A 14,140-nucleotide genomic window follows, 5' to 3' on the forward strand; every position below is an offset into this window, starting at 1 on the left:
GATTATTGTGCTATGAAAAAATTTCTTATTTTAGTGCTTATTATTTTAGCACTTTTCACGATTGATCATCCTTTGATCAAAGAGCCAAGAGAAAGGTTACTAGGTGAAGGCGTTAGCCTTATTTCTGATGCCAGTAAAGTCAACCGAAGTCCTGCGGCAAATATGGCTAAGAATAATATTAAATCACAGCTGAATTTATCTAATTCAGAGCTTGAGTATATTGAAGAGACATTTACCACTGACGATAAACTACAAGTTTTTCACTTACACTACTGCCGTGAAAAAGATATTAACTTGTATTTTTATGGCGAACGCTTAAACCGCGTATGCAGTATCGTCTCGAATGCGCTTGAAGAAAGGTTAAACAAGTAATGGATTTTTCTGCTTTAAACAAAAAAACCAGCGACTCGTTTGCAAAACAGCGCAATATGTTAAAAAAGCTGGGTAAGGGGCAAACCTTGTACTGCGAAGTATGTAAAGGCGCCCTTACCTTAAATTTGAAGACTGATCAGCCTGGTAAAGGCGTTGTAAGCTGTGCCAAAGGTTGCACAGACATTCTTTTAGAGCTGGGTTAGTTCCAACCCTCATCATTATATAGCTGGCTATTTACAGCAACGACTTCAATGAGCTCAGCAAAGCCAGCGGCGAATTCATTCATAACTTCATACTGCTGCTGGCATAGTTGCCCTTCAGATAAACCATTATCAGTTGCAAGGGCTGCAATTTCACTCGTTTCAAGGGTAAAAAAGCCTAAGCTTTGCAGTGCACTAGCCAAGGCTTCTTTAAGCTCATCAGCTAACTGTGGCGCGCTTAATAGCTTGTTAACGTAACCTTGCGCACCATGCATAAAACCTTGGCTCCAATGCTGACATTCTTGAATATCTAGGTATTGTTGTCCTTGAGAACTCAGCTGTAGGCTCACAGGTAATGCAAAACCCGTTTCGAATACTTGTTCGCTGATCTGTTGATATAAAGCCATAAATGCAAACAGCACTTGCTCGTCCATTTTCCCATCAGAGCCAGGTGCAACCTCTTCTAACCACTGATGAACATCAAGCGGCTCAGGAGCACAGATCACCGCAAATAAGTAGCCTTGGGTTTGCGACAAGCTAAGCGCATCTTGATGCTGCGCTAAAAACTGACTTAAAAGCTCACTTTGCTGCTTTGAAAACTCAGGTAATTGCATATTATTCGATTAATCCAATTTAAAAGTTAAGCGGATAACGGCCTTCGTTATCAGGACGACCAAGAAACTTAGCTGCATCATGCACTTCTTTTGGTAAGCTTGCTTCAGGTTTAATATAACCAGCTACTTTAAAGTCTAGATTCGCTTTTAGGACTGCATCTGCTTCAAGCCCTAAACGGTTTTCTGGGTCAACAAGCACTGCTACATCACCGGATTTACAGCTTAAACGACCGCTCAGAGGACCAATGCTAAACCAGTTGTTCATTCCTTTAACATCAATGTTCGGGCTCGCGATTTCGCCGCTTAGGCTTTCACAGTAAGGCTCGCCTGAGCTGTACTCATCTAAATCTACAATCACACGACCTTGCGCACTAACCGGCAAAGGAAGTTGTAAACGCTCCATAGCACGCTCAACCGTTAAGCGTAACATCGTCTTTTTCACAGTGATAGCTTGGTTAAAGAGACCATATGAAAAATCAGCATGGCCTGAAATATCCGCTTTATCACGAGGATCCCCAAAGCGTACCGTACCCACTAATTTACCTGTGAACAGTGACCAGCCCGATAACTGCCAACGCACATTATTTAATTGCTCACCATCAAAACGTACCTGCATAATGCGGCCGTCCCATAGCGTGCCACTGGCTTTACCTAATTGTAATTGCTTTGGTAAATGCGGCTTCGCAAAATCAAGTGCAACGGCAGCGGGTGTTTTTACCAGCGTAAACACCAAAAAACACATCACAAACACTGTGATTAATAAAATAACTCTTTTCATCGTTTACTTCTCTAGTACCAAACGACTTACACGCACAAAGCCTGATTTGTCATCTTTACTTAAATCTAAATTCTCGATTAGCACGCCATGTGAATTAACCAGTTCATCAAGCCATTCAACGAGGTTATTAAACTCAACAGAGTCAATGGTTAAACGGAGTGAATTGTCATTTGGCTGCATTTTACTAATGATAATTTGATAACGATTGCGGGTGCTATTAACGATTTGGCTTAAGCTACGGCTGCTCGTATTACGCGCGTTACCACTCGCTTTAAGTTTAACAATACTTTCATCAACCCACGCTAGCAGCTCTTGCTGTTTTATTGTGTCTTGCTCTGCTTTTTCGATAGCAGCGTTAAGTGGACGAAAGACCCCCATAACCAGCACAAAAATAACAAACACACCACCTGCAACCATTACAAGTTGCTGCTCTTGTTCTTTTAACGAGCGCCAATAATTGATTATTTGGTTTTTCATGCCGCACCTCGTAACTTAATTTCACCAACGACAAAATCACCATCATTATTTAGCGAGCCTTGATCTACTGTTAAGCCACGCTGCTCTAAAATTGCTTTTACTTTACTAAATGACTGGAAATCTTTGCCGCGCGCACGAATACGTAATTCGTTACGACCTTGATCATAGCGAAGCGTTTCTGGTGTGAAGTCTTTTACTTCACTAAAAATCGCAACCAGATCGTTAGTCAAATCTAAGAAGCCAGCTGTACTGCCACTTTCTATCAATGCAAGTTCGCTGCGAATTTGGCTACGAATAAGCTGAGGACGCACTTTTTTATTTGGAAAAGCACGCTGATAATTAGCAACCACTTCAGCTTTTGCGGCTTCAAGCTGGTTATTTAACTTATAAAGCTCAAGCGACTTAACACCTACACTGCAAACTAATGCAACACCTGCTGCAATAGCTGCTTTTTGCCAATAGCCCCACCAAATTGCTGATTTCTTCTTAAGCTGATAAACACCTTGGCGAAGGTTGAATTTCACCTCAGGTAACTGCTTAGCAAATAAGGCTAAAGGTAAATCGTATTGCTGCGTTTGAGCACTAAGGTTAACCGTATCAGGAAAAGCCGTTGCAGGGCTAAAGTGTGCAACATCAGGGTTACCTAATGCTGTTAAATAGCCAGCAAGCCAACTTGTCTCTACAGCGGCAATATGCCAGTTACCCTGCTTACATAGCCACTGACCATTAAGCTCAATAGCGCGTAACTGAGTGTTGTCATCGACATCAGGTAACAATAAAGCATCCGGCAGTATTTTATATACTTCGATGCCATGCTCATTAAACTCAGCCAGCCATTGCTCAAACCATTCACGATCGGTCATCGCGATGTTAATCGCGTGCTTCTCATCAATAAGTGTTGGCTCTGCAATAGCTATGAATAAGTCATCAACATCACAGGCTATTTCTTCTTCTAGCATGTAAGGAAGTGCTTGCTCTAACTTGCGGCTCCACTTGGTTGGCAATGCGACCGTTTTTAGTTGTACTTGATCACTTGGTAGTAGTACAACCACTTCCCGTGATTGTGCTCTCTCTGTTAGCTCACCAAGTTGTGTTGCATTGGCAATTTCGCCGCTAGCAATTATTTCTTGTTCTGTTGGTGAGTAAATTAGCCAGTTAAGGCTGTCTTTTAATGTTTGACCCGTACGGATCAACAATATCTCTGTCACTGTACGCCTCCAAATTTTCGCGCCAGTATCGTTACTGTACCATTAGTGGCATGGAGTAAGGTGGTCATCGAAAAACGCAGTTCTGCAAATTCAGCCTGCGTTTGTAGTTTAAAATATTCACTGTTGATACTGAATAGGTCTTCAACGGCTTTCACATTTTGTGCGCCTTGTTGATTAACCTCTTCAAAAAATGCTTCTAAATCACCATAACCATCTTGAGGACGTGATGATAATACCGCTTCAGCGCCTGAAAGACTTAAGCCATCAATAAGCGAGCTTAATATAATGGCACTTTCTACAGGTAATGTATTAACGTTGATTTCTAATAACTCACTACCTGGAATAACACACACAAATGGTAAAAGTTTCTCCATAACGAGTGGGTTAAAGCCTTTTACTAAACGAAGTTCTGAGGTCGAAGCAAAATAGCTATTTGCCGTCATATATGGGTATTGTCGAGATAAGTACTCATCTTCTTCTGCACCTGAGCGATAGGTAATACTATCAGCGTCTAACCAATCAAACACGCTATCGGCCATGGCTTCTTCAGACTCATCTGTTGGTAAGTCTTCAATATTTTCTAATAATGCCAACAATGCCTTATGTGCTGGGTTCGTTTTATTATTTGGATCCGTTTGTTGATCAGGCTTTACATGCAATGCATTTAAATTCAAACATGCTTGTAAGTCTGTAATTGTGCCACTTAAGGTACCATTATCAACAGGGTAAGGGACCCCACCCTGCTGCGCCCAGACCTGCTCTAAATGCGTTTTATCAGGATCATCTTTTTTAGTTTGTTTTAGTGCTTTAATTGCCAGCTCTTCAGCTGCAAAGGCATACCATTTTGCCTGTTGATGGTTTTGAATATTGCTACTACGCTGCACTTGCACCATTAAATTAGCACTCATCTCAACGGCTAACATAGCAGCTAACGCCACAATAAATAGCACAATAACAAGCGCAGCACCTTTAGAACGTTTAGTAGCAATCATAGCTTGCCACCCGTTCCATTATTGCCATTATTTGCTTGGGCTGTTACTTTCCCTTCGCCTGGCACTAAAAACACACGACGAATGGGTTCCTGTTCTATTTTTTGAATAGTGACTGCCACCGCTTTTGGCAGTGCTTTAATTTGCCACTGTTCTTGCCATTCGTCTTTATCATCTAAAAATTCAAATTTAAGGTCTTCAATGTCTTCTAAAATGACTTGTGAACGCGGTTCCATGTTATCTAGTTGATCAACATACACCCGATACACTCGCTCAAGCTTGTCATCGATAACGCGATAACCAACCGCTTGCAGTTCAGAACGCGGCAGTAAGTTAATTGGGTTAACCCAACCATCACGAACAAAACCAATGCCATCGTATTGACTATCAAGAACATAACGACCAGCTAACACATACGTGTCTTGAAAATCACCGGCTTCGTTTCGCACCTGACGTTTAGTCATTTGACTAAAATCTTGGTCCATCAAACGAAATAAGGTTTGAAAGCCATTTAACTCAGCAATTGTCTCGTCTGAGGCTTCTTTTGCTTTTGTTGTCGAATCCAGTATTTGATGGGTCGATAACACCACAAAGGCTAAGATGCCCATGGCGACAATCACTTCAAGTAAGGTAAAACCGCGTTGCTTCACTACTTATCACCTTTATTCAAATAAGTAGAAAGCTCATAAACTGGGTATTCAAGCTTTTCATCGGCGAACACGTTAATGGTGACCTTTACAAAGGTTTTATCAGCAGTAGGGACCACGTCCTGACGCCAATACCATTCAAAACCAGCGAGCGTTTCAGTACCTTTAACGCCATTTTTGCCTGTCCATTTATCGCCTTTGGCGCGTTGCTCAACCATTACGTTCTCAGCAACCCAAGAAGCATAAGTTTGCTCTTCAATCGACGAAAGATGATTAATATGCTCACCGGTTGCCTGCATTGCGGCAATACCGGCCATTGCACAAATAGCTAGTGCAACCATCACTTCAAGTAAGGTAAAACCTGCTGACTTATTCATTATTCAGGCTCCATACGAAACTTTACCGGGGCCATAAATTCGCCTTCGATAAAATACTGAGGTTCACGCTCTTCTTTAAGCTCGTAAACCAATTGAAACGCACTGACTTCGCCAGAAGATAAAATAAGTACCTGCGGTATTTTGAGCTTTTGAAGCTCAAGTAGGCTGTCTTCGTCACCACCGCTCATTAATTCGCGCCAGTTTGACTGCTCTAGTAAGTTATCTTGTGCCCAGGCTAAATCATCAAGGTTAAGAGTGAGCTTAAAGCGCTCATCAACCTTAATCGGGGCAAACAGTTTTTCACGGTCAAACGTAACCCACTTATCACCGTCAAAAACTAAAAATTCAAATGTATCTTGGTCAAGATGAAAACCCAGCTCAACCTGATTTAAAATCGCAAACTCAGACGCCATATTAATCGTAGTATGTAATCTGAGCGCTTGTTTTTCGAGTTCTTCTTCAGCACCACCATCAAAACTGTAGGCAACCATTTTGGTGACAAAACCAATCACCACGAGCACCATTAATATTTCGATGAGGCTAAACCCTTTCGCGTGCTTAGCACGGCCAGCCAAACGCAAACGACCAAGGCTTACCATAATAGTAAGCCTTGCTGTGTATAAGCTTTGTTCAGTTGGCTGAATTTAGGCATTATTACTTTTCTTCATCCCAGTTACCGATGTCATCATCAGTACCTGCTTCACCATCAGGACCCATTGAGAAGATATCAATTTTACCGACTTCTCCTGGGCTGATTAGCTGGTAAGGGTTACCCCATGGATCTTCTGGTAATTTCTCAAGGAAACCGCCATCTGGAAAACGTCTTGGAATTGGCTCAATACTTGTTTTATTTACTAGCGCTTCTAAGCCTTGCTCTGTGGTTGGATACGCTTTGTTTTTAAGCTTGTATAAGCTTAACGCATCTTCAATTTGTTGAATATCTAGGTGTGCTTTATCGATTGCAGCTTCTTCTTGCTGACCCATGATATTTGGCGCCACAATTGACATGATCATACCGATGATAACCAGTACTACCATGACTTCTAGTAATGAGAAACCTGACTGTTTGTTCACAAAAATACCTCTAACTTTCTTCAAAAATTTATTATAGAGCGGCAGTGTTAGCTGCTAATTGCTCTAGTGTTCCCTAATTTAAAGACCTACAGCCTTATTCATTGCCATAATCGGCTGTAGTATTGCCATAACAATAAACAATACAATTACCGCCATTGAAGCAATCATCGCAGGCTCTAATAGTTTCAGAGACACGTTTACCATGCTCTCAAACTCACGATCTTGGTTATTTGCAGCACGCTCAAGCATTTGCTCAAGTTCACCTGATTTTTCACCACTGGCTATCATGTGCAGCATCATAGGTGGGAAAAGTTTGGTTTGCTGAAGTGAAGCACGAAGACTCGCCCCTTCACTCACACGTGTTGCAGCATCTTGAACTGACTTTTTCATTTTTTCGTTAGCCAGTACACCACCTGAGATACGCATCCCTTCAAGTAGCGGCACTGAGCTTGACGATAAAATACTTAAAGTTCGAGCAAAACGCGCCGTATTAACACCGCGTGCTACCTTACCAATGCCCGGTAAATACAGCACTTTTTCGTCATACCAGTAACGAATATGCGGCTGCTTAAGCGCTTGCTTAATGGCCACAGCTAACACAGTTATAATGACTAAACTAATAAACCAGTAGTTTTGCACAAAATTACTGGCGGCCATTACCCATTCGGTAGTCCAGGGTAATACTTGTTTTGATTTTTCGAAGGTCTTCAAGATTTTTGGTACCACAGTACCTAACAATACAGAGACAATCGCAATAGCAAATACCACAAGAATAGTTGGATAAACCATCGCCTGTGTAATTTGACTACGCATATGCTGACGTTGTTCCGTGTAATCAGCCAAACGATTTAAAACTTGGTCTAGGTGACCTGATTTTTCACCGGCTGCCACCATGGCACGATACAAATCATCAAATACATGCGGAAATTCACTCATGCCATCTGCTAAGGTATAACCTTCAACAACCTTTGAGCGCACGGCCATTAGCATGCGCTTTAAACGCGGCTTTTCACACTGCTCAGCCACCGCCATGACAGCCCCTTCAACAGGTAATGCTGACTGGATTAAAGTTGCGAGCTGGCGAGTGATTAATGCTAAATCTGAAGTCGAAATTTTTGGTTTAAAGAAGCTACCAAATAGAGAGCCCTTTGCCCCAGTCGCTTGCTTTTCACCTTCTGCAGCAGCAACGACTTCTAAAGGCATTAAACCTTGATCGCGCAAGGTTTGGCGGATTTGCTTTACCGTATCAGCTTCAAGAATGCCTTTTTTCTCTTTACCTCTGCCATCGAGGGCACGGTATTCAAATGCTGCCATAATTAACCTTCCTCACGTGTTACACGCAGGACTTCTTCTAAGGTAGTGCGACCTGCAAGTACGCGATTACAGCCATCTTGACGAATACTTGGGCTATGTTTGCGAATGTATTTTTCAACACTTTGTTCGCCTTTACCGCTGTGGATCATTTCGCGAATTGTTTCATCAACAACCAGCAATTCATGAATACCAGTACGACCGCGATAACCATTAAAGTTACACTCTTCACAACCAACTGCACGATAAATTGTTGGCGGCTCAGCAGGATTAACACCTAATAACTGGCACTCGCGCTCATCAGCAATGTGACCTTCTTTACAGCTATTACATAAAGTACGTACAAGACGTTGTGACAATACACCGAGTAACGATGATGACAGTAAGAAAGGCTCCACGCCCATGTCTTCCATACGCGTGATAGCACCAGCAGCTGTATTAGTATGCAGTGTTGACATAACCAAGTGACCGGTTAATGACGCTTGCACACCAATTTGTGCCGTTTCAAGGTCACGGATCTCACCAACCATTACTACATCAGGATCTTGACGAAGGATGGCACGTAAGCCTCGGGCAAAGGTCATATCTACCTTGGTATTAACCTGAGTTTGACCAATACCTGGGATCTCGTACTCGATTGGATCTTCAACAGTAAGAATATTGCGGTCTCGTGAGTTGATTTGGCTCATCCCCGCATATAAGGTGGTACTTTTACCAGAACCCGTAGGACCGGTTACTAAGATAATACCGTGCGGCTTACTGATTAAATCAGCAAACAATTCACGGTTACGCTCAGTCATACCTAAATCTTCTAGGTTTAGGCGGGCGTTGTTTTTATCAAGTAGACGCAATACAACACGCTCACCAAAACTTGATGGCATTGTCGATACACGCACATCAACAGCACGACCAGCAATACGTAAACTAATACGACCATCTTGCGGAATACGTTTTTCAGCAATATCTAGCTTTGCCATAACCTTAATACGCGACACCAGCAGTGAAGCGAGTTTACGGTTCGGCTTTAACACTTCTTTTAATACACCATCAACCCTAAAGCGAATTACCAGCTCTTGCTCAAAGGTTTCGATATGAATATCTGAAGCACCTTCTTTGATTGCTTCGCTGAGCATTGCGTTGATCAGTTTGATGATTGGTGCATCGTCATCACCAGCTAGTAGATCTTCAGTTTGCGGTAATTCATCTGCAAGCGAGAATAAATCAACCTCGTTACCGATATCTTCCATCATTTGCTGTGTTTCAGAGCTATCACGCTGATAAGAAGCCTCAAGCAACAGCTCAAATTTGTCATCAGGTAATTGTTCTAGCGAAAAACCATGACCCGCAATACGGCGTACTTCAAGTAAAGCATCAACATCTAACTCACCGCGGTAATACACAGTCCAGTTATCCTGATCTTTACTCAATAATACGCCTGTACGACGCGCGTACGAGAATGGCAAACGCTTGGTTGGCAAACTAACAAGATCATCACTTGTTAGCAGCTCATCATGACTTGCCGGCGCTTCTGACGCTAACTCATCATTGATTTCTGTAATTGCATTAGTCATCGTTGCGCTCATTCGCGTTTTGTTGTTTTAGGTACTCTTCGTACGTTGGCGGTAATATCAAAGCATCATTCCATTCAGGAAGAATTGGTGCATCCGTCAACGGCATTAAATCAATACCATCTTCTTTTTGTTTGTGTTGTTCGCCACGAATAAAGTTATATTTCGAGTGGCTCAATTTATTCATGCTGATGCCATCGCGAACAATCGTAGGACGAATAAATACAATTAGGTTACGCTTACGCTTACTCGTGCTGGTTGAGCGGAATAAATGACCAAGTACCGGAATATCACCTAATAATGGTACTTTAGAGACACTTTCTTGCACGTCTTCATCAATCAAGCCGCCAAGTACAACCATGCCGCCATCATCAGCCATAACCGTGGTTTTAATAGCACGTTTGTTTACTGAAATATCAACCGCAGTCGCACCACTTACACTTGAAACCTCTTGCTCAATAGTTAATTGAACTGCTGAGCCATCATTGATCTGTGGTGTTACTTTCAGTTTCACACCCACTTCTTGACGTTCAACTGTTTGGAATGGGTTAGCGTTATTTGAGCCTGTTTGCGAACCTGTGATAATAGGTACTTCTTGACCAACAATCATTGACGCTTCTTCGTTATCCATGGTCGTTACAGACGGCGTAGCAAGAATATTAGAGTTAGTGTCCGTTGAAACAGCTTGGATAATTGCACCCCAGTCATTTTTAACAATACCCATTGCTAGACCATTAATACCACCAAGTAGTGAAGCAAGTGCTGTTAAGTCACCTTCTTGTGTTTCAGAGGTACTTGTCACAGTGCCAGTTTCAGTGCCAACAACCGTGCCTTCAATCGTTTTATCACGCGCTTGTTCAGCAGCAACAGCTAACGAACCAACAGGTACTGTGGTGCCATTGTTGAACTGCATCATTCCGCCTTGCTCTGAAATCCACTGTAAGCCTAAGTTGATACCATCGGCTTCTAACACCTCAACGATAATAGCTTCAACTAAAACCTGAGCACGACGAACATCAAGACGTTCAATAACTTGCTCAAGCGAACGCATGGTGTCAGGCTGTGCAGTGATTACGAGTGAGTTTGAATCTGGGTGTGCTTCAATGCTTGTTTCGTTTTGATTACGTGAGCGAGTTTTTGTTGCACCGCCTTGCGCGTCTTCTGCTAATGTCTTGCTTACGCCCTGCAATACTTTTACAAGGTCTTCTGCTTTGGCGTAATTAAGATAGATAACCTTAGTATTACCTTGGTTTTCTAGCTCACCATCTAAACGGCTAATCAATTCAACAGCACGTGTACGCGCTTGTGCTTCACCACTGACAATCACACTGTTAGTACGACCATCAGCAACAACTTTAGGGATTAAAAACTCAGGAACACTCCCTTTGCCACCATCTTTGTAAATATTCTCAACAACAGACACTACATCGTCAGCGGTAGCAAATTTAAGTTTTACGATATCAACACGCTTATCACCGGCTTGGTCAACCGAACGAATGATTTCAACTAAACGGTTAACTGACGCGGCATGACCGGTCAACATCATCACGTTTGCTGCATTGAAGTTAGCAACGTGGCCGCCATCTTTTTGATCACTAAATTGACGAACTAGAGGGCCAAGCTCTTGTACGCTTACATTTTTAACACGTACAACACGTGTCACCATCATATCGCCACTGGCTTGGTTATCTTCAGTGATCAGCGGTACGTTCGACTTTTTAGCGTCAGAACTTTTTTCAATTTTGATAATACCGTTATCCATCTCTACAGCTGAATAACCATAAACCTCAAGTACATTTAAAAAGAACTGGTAATAAAGCTTCTCGTCCATTAGCTCGTAACTGCGCACATTGACTTTGCCGCGCACATTCGGGTCAATAATGACGGTTTTATTTAAATTTTTACCAACGATATTAATAAATTCATTAATATCAGTGCCTTTAAAATTAGCCGCATACTCAACAGCAGATACTGAAAGCGATAATCCTGTTAATAAAAAAAGCGCTGCATATTTAGCTAACCCTTTTTTGATTTTTGTGAGGTGTAGCGCGTGAACCATTCTATAAAAACTCCAAAGCTAGTTATTGCAGGCTAAATTGCACATCAATTTGCTCACCATCGCGTTCGATAGTGATACTTGCGTCAGTACTATTTCGTAATTCGTTTATTGCTGACATTGCCTGTTTTAAATCATTTAATTGATAGCCATTAATCGCAATAGCTAAATCATTGTTCATTAATCCCATCTGCTTGAATAAAGCAGGATCTTTACCTGGGCTTAAGCGATAACCCACTAACTCGCCATCAACCATCGCTTGAGAGACGCGAATGTAGTCAAATAGTTTACCGGGATCGTCTAATACTTCTTCACGCGTTTCGATAAGAGCTTCTTTTACATCTTCATCTTCAGTCGCATTTATTTCATTATTTTCGACAAGCTGAGGGCCTGCGGTTAATTCTGACTCTTTGCGCTCCGCCAATACAGGCATAGAGACTTTTTTAGTAAAGTCGAGGCCATCCAGCATTAAAGTTTCAAAGCGGCCGCTTACATCTAAAATTACTCGGTCAGGTAATACTTGAGCAAGCTTGGCACGAGTGCCTTTAATTGCATCATCGACAACATAGGTTTCTTGCTTGCCTTGAGATTCAATAATAGCAAGACCCGCTTGATCATTTTGGCTGACCGCAACAATACCAGTTAGGTTAATACTTAGACGTGTTTCAGGGGCGTTGTTAATGACTTGATTTTGTTTCGCGGCAGGTTTTTTAGTTTCGACAACAACTTTGCCGAATAGATTTTGTTCAATAATTTGGCGAGAGCTGACTGTCTCAACTCGTTTAGCCATGCTGTTAACACCGGTTACTGGCAGTGCTCTTGTATCGGGTTCTGGCCACACAAGCCAAAACAGCTTAGATGACAAAAAAGCAATGTAAACAACAACTAACAGCACTACAAATGCACTTAGCTTGGCATGAGGTAAGCCGTTTAAAAACTGTTTAACTTGTTGTAAGTGTTGATCCATAAACTCTATTTCTTATTTTAATTTACTGCTTGATAGCTGGCCTATAGTACCTTTTCATTTTTCATTCAACAAGCGCACGTATATTAAACTTTGTAAACAAGGTAATTTCGACAAACAGGGGCTGCAAGGAATAACTATGACTATTTCTTTGTGATTAAGTTTCATGGTAAATTTTGCCTACATATAAGCAGCTTTAAAAGAGCACAATTGTGTCAAAAGGTAACACTCAAAAGTCGCAAGACAAACAAGACGAATTAAGCGTGCGCCTTGATAAATGGTTATGGGCTGCCCGCTTTTATAAAACCCGCTCAATAGCACGAGACATGGTGCAAGGCGGCAAAGTACATTATAATGGACAACGTACCAAGCCCAGCAAAATTGTCGAAGTAGGTGCAGTGGTAAAACTGCTACAAGGGGTCGACGAAAAGGTTGTGACAATCGAAAAGATCCTTGAAAAACGTCAAGGTGCCCCCATTGCACAAACCTTATATCAAGAAACTCAAGCTAGTATTGAAAAACGCGAAGCAAATGCTATCGCCCGTAAGAACAACAGCTTCTTTGCTCCACATCCTGATCGTAAACCAGATAAGAAGCAAAGACGTGAACTGTTAAAAATGAAATCAAGTTAGGTAATGCAACTCATGCAACAAGATTTACTTCATCGTTATATATTTGATCAGCTCGATGTACGTGGCGAACTCGTACAAATTGAAAACACTTATCAAGAGATGATCGCAAACCATAATTACCCAGCACCTGTGCAAACCTTATTAGGTGAACTACTTGTTGCTACCTGCTTATTAACAGCTACTTTAAAGTTTGAAGGCGAAATTGCCGTTCAACTACAAGGCGACGGCCCTGTTAAATATGCGGTAATTAATGGTGACGATAAACAAAACATGCGAGGCATCGCACGTCTACAAGGTGAAGTAACCGGTAGCTCAATAAAAGACTTAATTGGTAATGGCTATATGGTTATTACAATTACGCCAACAAAAGGTGAGCGATACCAAGGTATTGTACCGTTAGAGCACGATAGCTTAGATAAATGCCTTGAAAACTATTTTGAGCAATCGGAACAGTTAAAAACACGTCTTTGGTTTGCGACTGAAGTAACAGCAGACACAGCCAAAGCTGCAGGCTTATTCTTGCAAGTATTACCTGTAAATAAAGACAAATCAGTTGAAGACTTCACTCACCTTGAAGCGATCAGTAACACGATTAAAGATGAAGAGTTACTAGGTTTAGATGCCAATACTGTGCTGACTCGACTTTACCATGAAGATAATCCTCAGTTATTCGAACCACAGTCTATTAGCTTCCGTTGTGGCTGTAGCAGAGACAAAACAATTGCTGCATTAGTAAATGTAGGTCAAGACGAATTACTTGCCGACGTGCAAGCAAATGGTGAAGTAAAAATTAGCTGTCATTATTGCTTAAAAGAATACATCTTTAACGAGCAAGATATTAAAGCCATATTTAATTAATACACCATAATAAAT

General features: G+C 41.7%; 17 protein-coding genes. 4 read left to right on the forward strand and 13 right to left on the reverse strand.

Going from position 1 to position 14,140, the window contains the following annotated elements; genetic code table 11:
• Positions 1 to 12: 12 nt before the first annotated feature.
• Complete coding sequence (locus tag L1D51_RS16060) at positions 13 to 372, forward strand: hypothetical protein (RefSeq protein ID WP_054564062.1); 360 nt, start codon at positions 13 to 15, stop codon at positions 370 to 372.
• Positions 372 to 575: a hypothetical protein gene (locus tag L1D51_RS16065; protein ID WP_054564061.1), complete on the forward strand. Its 204-nt coding sequence runs from the start codon at positions 372 to 374 to the stop codon at positions 573 to 575. Before L1D51_RS16060 ends, L1D51_RS16065 begins: the two co-directional genes overlap by 1 nt.
• Here the strand turns inward: L1D51_RS16065 and L1D51_RS16070 are convergent.
• From L1D51_RS16070 to gspC, 13 genes are all read right to left on the reverse strand, one after another.
• On the reverse strand, positions 572 to 1,186 hold the full coding sequence (locus tag L1D51_RS16070) for a YecA/YgfB family protein (protein ID WP_054564060.1): 615 nt from the start codon (positions 1,184 to 1,186) through the stop codon (positions 572 to 574). The genes L1D51_RS16065 and L1D51_RS16070 overlap by 4 nt on opposite strands.
• A gap of 19 nt (positions 1,187 to 1,205) precedes the next feature.
• Positions 1,206 to 1,964: a type II secretion system protein N gene (locus L1D51_RS16075; RefSeq protein ID WP_239964182.1), complete on the reverse strand. Its 759-nt coding sequence runs from the start codon at positions 1,962 to 1,964 to the stop codon at positions 1,206 to 1,208.
• A gap of 3 nt (positions 1,965 to 1,967) precedes the next feature.
• Complete coding sequence (gspM, locus tag L1D51_RS16080) at positions 1,968 to 2,441, reverse strand: type II secretion system protein GspM (RefSeq protein WP_054554848.1); 474 nt, start codon at positions 2,439 to 2,441, stop codon at positions 1,968 to 1,970.
• Positions 2,438 to 3,649 (reverse strand): type II secretion system protein GspL, encoded by a 1,212-nt coding sequence (gene gspL / locus L1D51_RS16085; RefSeq protein WP_055022237.1) that lies wholly within the window; start codon positions 3,647 to 3,649, stop codon positions 2,438 to 2,440. Before gspL ends, gspM begins: the two co-directional genes overlap by 4 nt.
• Positions 3,646 to 4,641: a type II secretion system minor pseudopilin GspK gene (gene gspK / locus L1D51_RS16090; protein WP_239964183.1), complete on the reverse strand. Its 996-nt coding sequence runs from the start codon at positions 4,639 to 4,641 to the stop codon at positions 3,646 to 3,648. The genes gspL and gspK overlap by 4 nt, the downstream gene beginning before the upstream one ends.
• Complete coding sequence (gspJ, locus tag L1D51_RS16095) at positions 4,638 to 5,288, reverse strand: type II secretion system minor pseudopilin GspJ (RefSeq protein ID WP_239964185.1); 651 nt, start codon at positions 5,286 to 5,288, stop codon at positions 4,638 to 4,640. Before gspJ ends, gspK begins: the two co-directional genes overlap by 4 nt.
• Entirely contained in the window at positions 5,288 to 5,662 is a 375-nt protein-coding gene (gene gspI / locus L1D51_RS16100; RefSeq protein ID WP_054564054.1) for a type II secretion system minor pseudopilin GspI, read from the reverse strand. Before gspI ends, gspJ begins: the two co-directional genes overlap by 1 nt.
• Entirely contained in the window at positions 5,662 to 6,261 is a 600-nt protein-coding gene (locus tag L1D51_RS16105) for a prepilin-type N-terminal cleavage/methylation domain-containing protein (RefSeq protein ID WP_054564053.1), read from the reverse strand. Before L1D51_RS16105 ends, gspI begins: the two co-directional genes overlap by 1 nt.
• A 55-nt stretch (positions 6,262 to 6,316) precedes the next feature.
• The gene (gene gspG / locus L1D51_RS16110) at positions 6,317 to 6,736 is read right to left on the reverse strand and encodes a type II secretion system major pseudopilin GspG (protein ID WP_054564052.1); all 420 of its coding nucleotides are present in this window, start codon (positions 6,734 to 6,736) and stop codon (positions 6,317 to 6,319) included.
• Between the two features lie 78 nt (positions 6,737 to 6,814).
• Positions 6,815 to 8,050 carry a type II secretion system inner membrane protein GspF gene (gspF, locus tag L1D51_RS16115; protein WP_054564051.1) on the reverse strand — a complete coding sequence of 412 codons (1,236 nt, stop codon included), beginning with the start codon at positions 8,048 to 8,050 and terminating at the stop codon, positions 6,815 to 6,817.
• Between the two features lie 2 nt (positions 8,051 to 8,052).
• Entirely contained in the window at positions 8,053 to 9,618 is a 1,566-nt protein-coding gene (gene gspE, locus L1D51_RS16120) for a type II secretion system ATPase GspE (protein ID WP_054564050.1), read from the reverse strand.
• Complete coding sequence (gspD, locus tag L1D51_RS16125; RefSeq protein ID WP_054564049.1) at positions 9,611 to 11,674, reverse strand: type II secretion system secretin GspD; 2,064 nt, start codon at positions 11,672 to 11,674, stop codon at positions 9,611 to 9,613. The genes gspE and gspD overlap by 8 nt, the downstream gene beginning before the upstream one ends.
• Before the next feature lie 22 nt (positions 11,675 to 11,696).
• Positions 11,697 to 12,638 (reverse strand): type II secretion system protein GspC, encoded by a 942-nt coding sequence (gene gspC, locus L1D51_RS16130; RefSeq protein WP_054564048.1) that lies wholly within the window; start codon positions 12,636 to 12,638, stop codon positions 11,697 to 11,699.
• Positions 12,639 to 12,844: 206 nt separating this feature from the next.
• Between gspC and hslR the strand changes: the two genes are divergently transcribed.
• Together hslR and hslO are read left to right on the forward strand one after the other, a co-directional pair.
• Positions 12,845 to 13,267 (forward strand): ribosome-associated heat shock protein Hsp15, encoded by a 423-nt coding sequence (hslR, locus tag L1D51_RS16135; RefSeq protein ID WP_370316790.1) that lies wholly within the window; start codon positions 12,845 to 12,847, stop codon positions 13,265 to 13,267.
• Positions 13,268 to 13,279: 12 nt separating this feature from the next.
• Positions 13,280 to 14,125 carry an Hsp33 family molecular chaperone HslO gene (gene hslO / locus L1D51_RS16140; protein ID WP_054564046.1) on the forward strand — a complete coding sequence of 282 codons (846 nt, stop codon included), beginning with the start codon at positions 13,280 to 13,282 and terminating at the stop codon, positions 14,123 to 14,125.
• Positions 14,126 to 14,140: the final 15 nt, after the last annotated feature.

The sequence above is a fragment of the Pseudoalteromonas shioyasakiensis genome (genome assembly GCF_022398475.1).
In the GTDB taxonomy this organism is placed as follows: Bacteria; Pseudomonadota; Gammaproteobacteria; order Enterobacterales; family Alteromonadaceae; genus Pseudoalteromonas.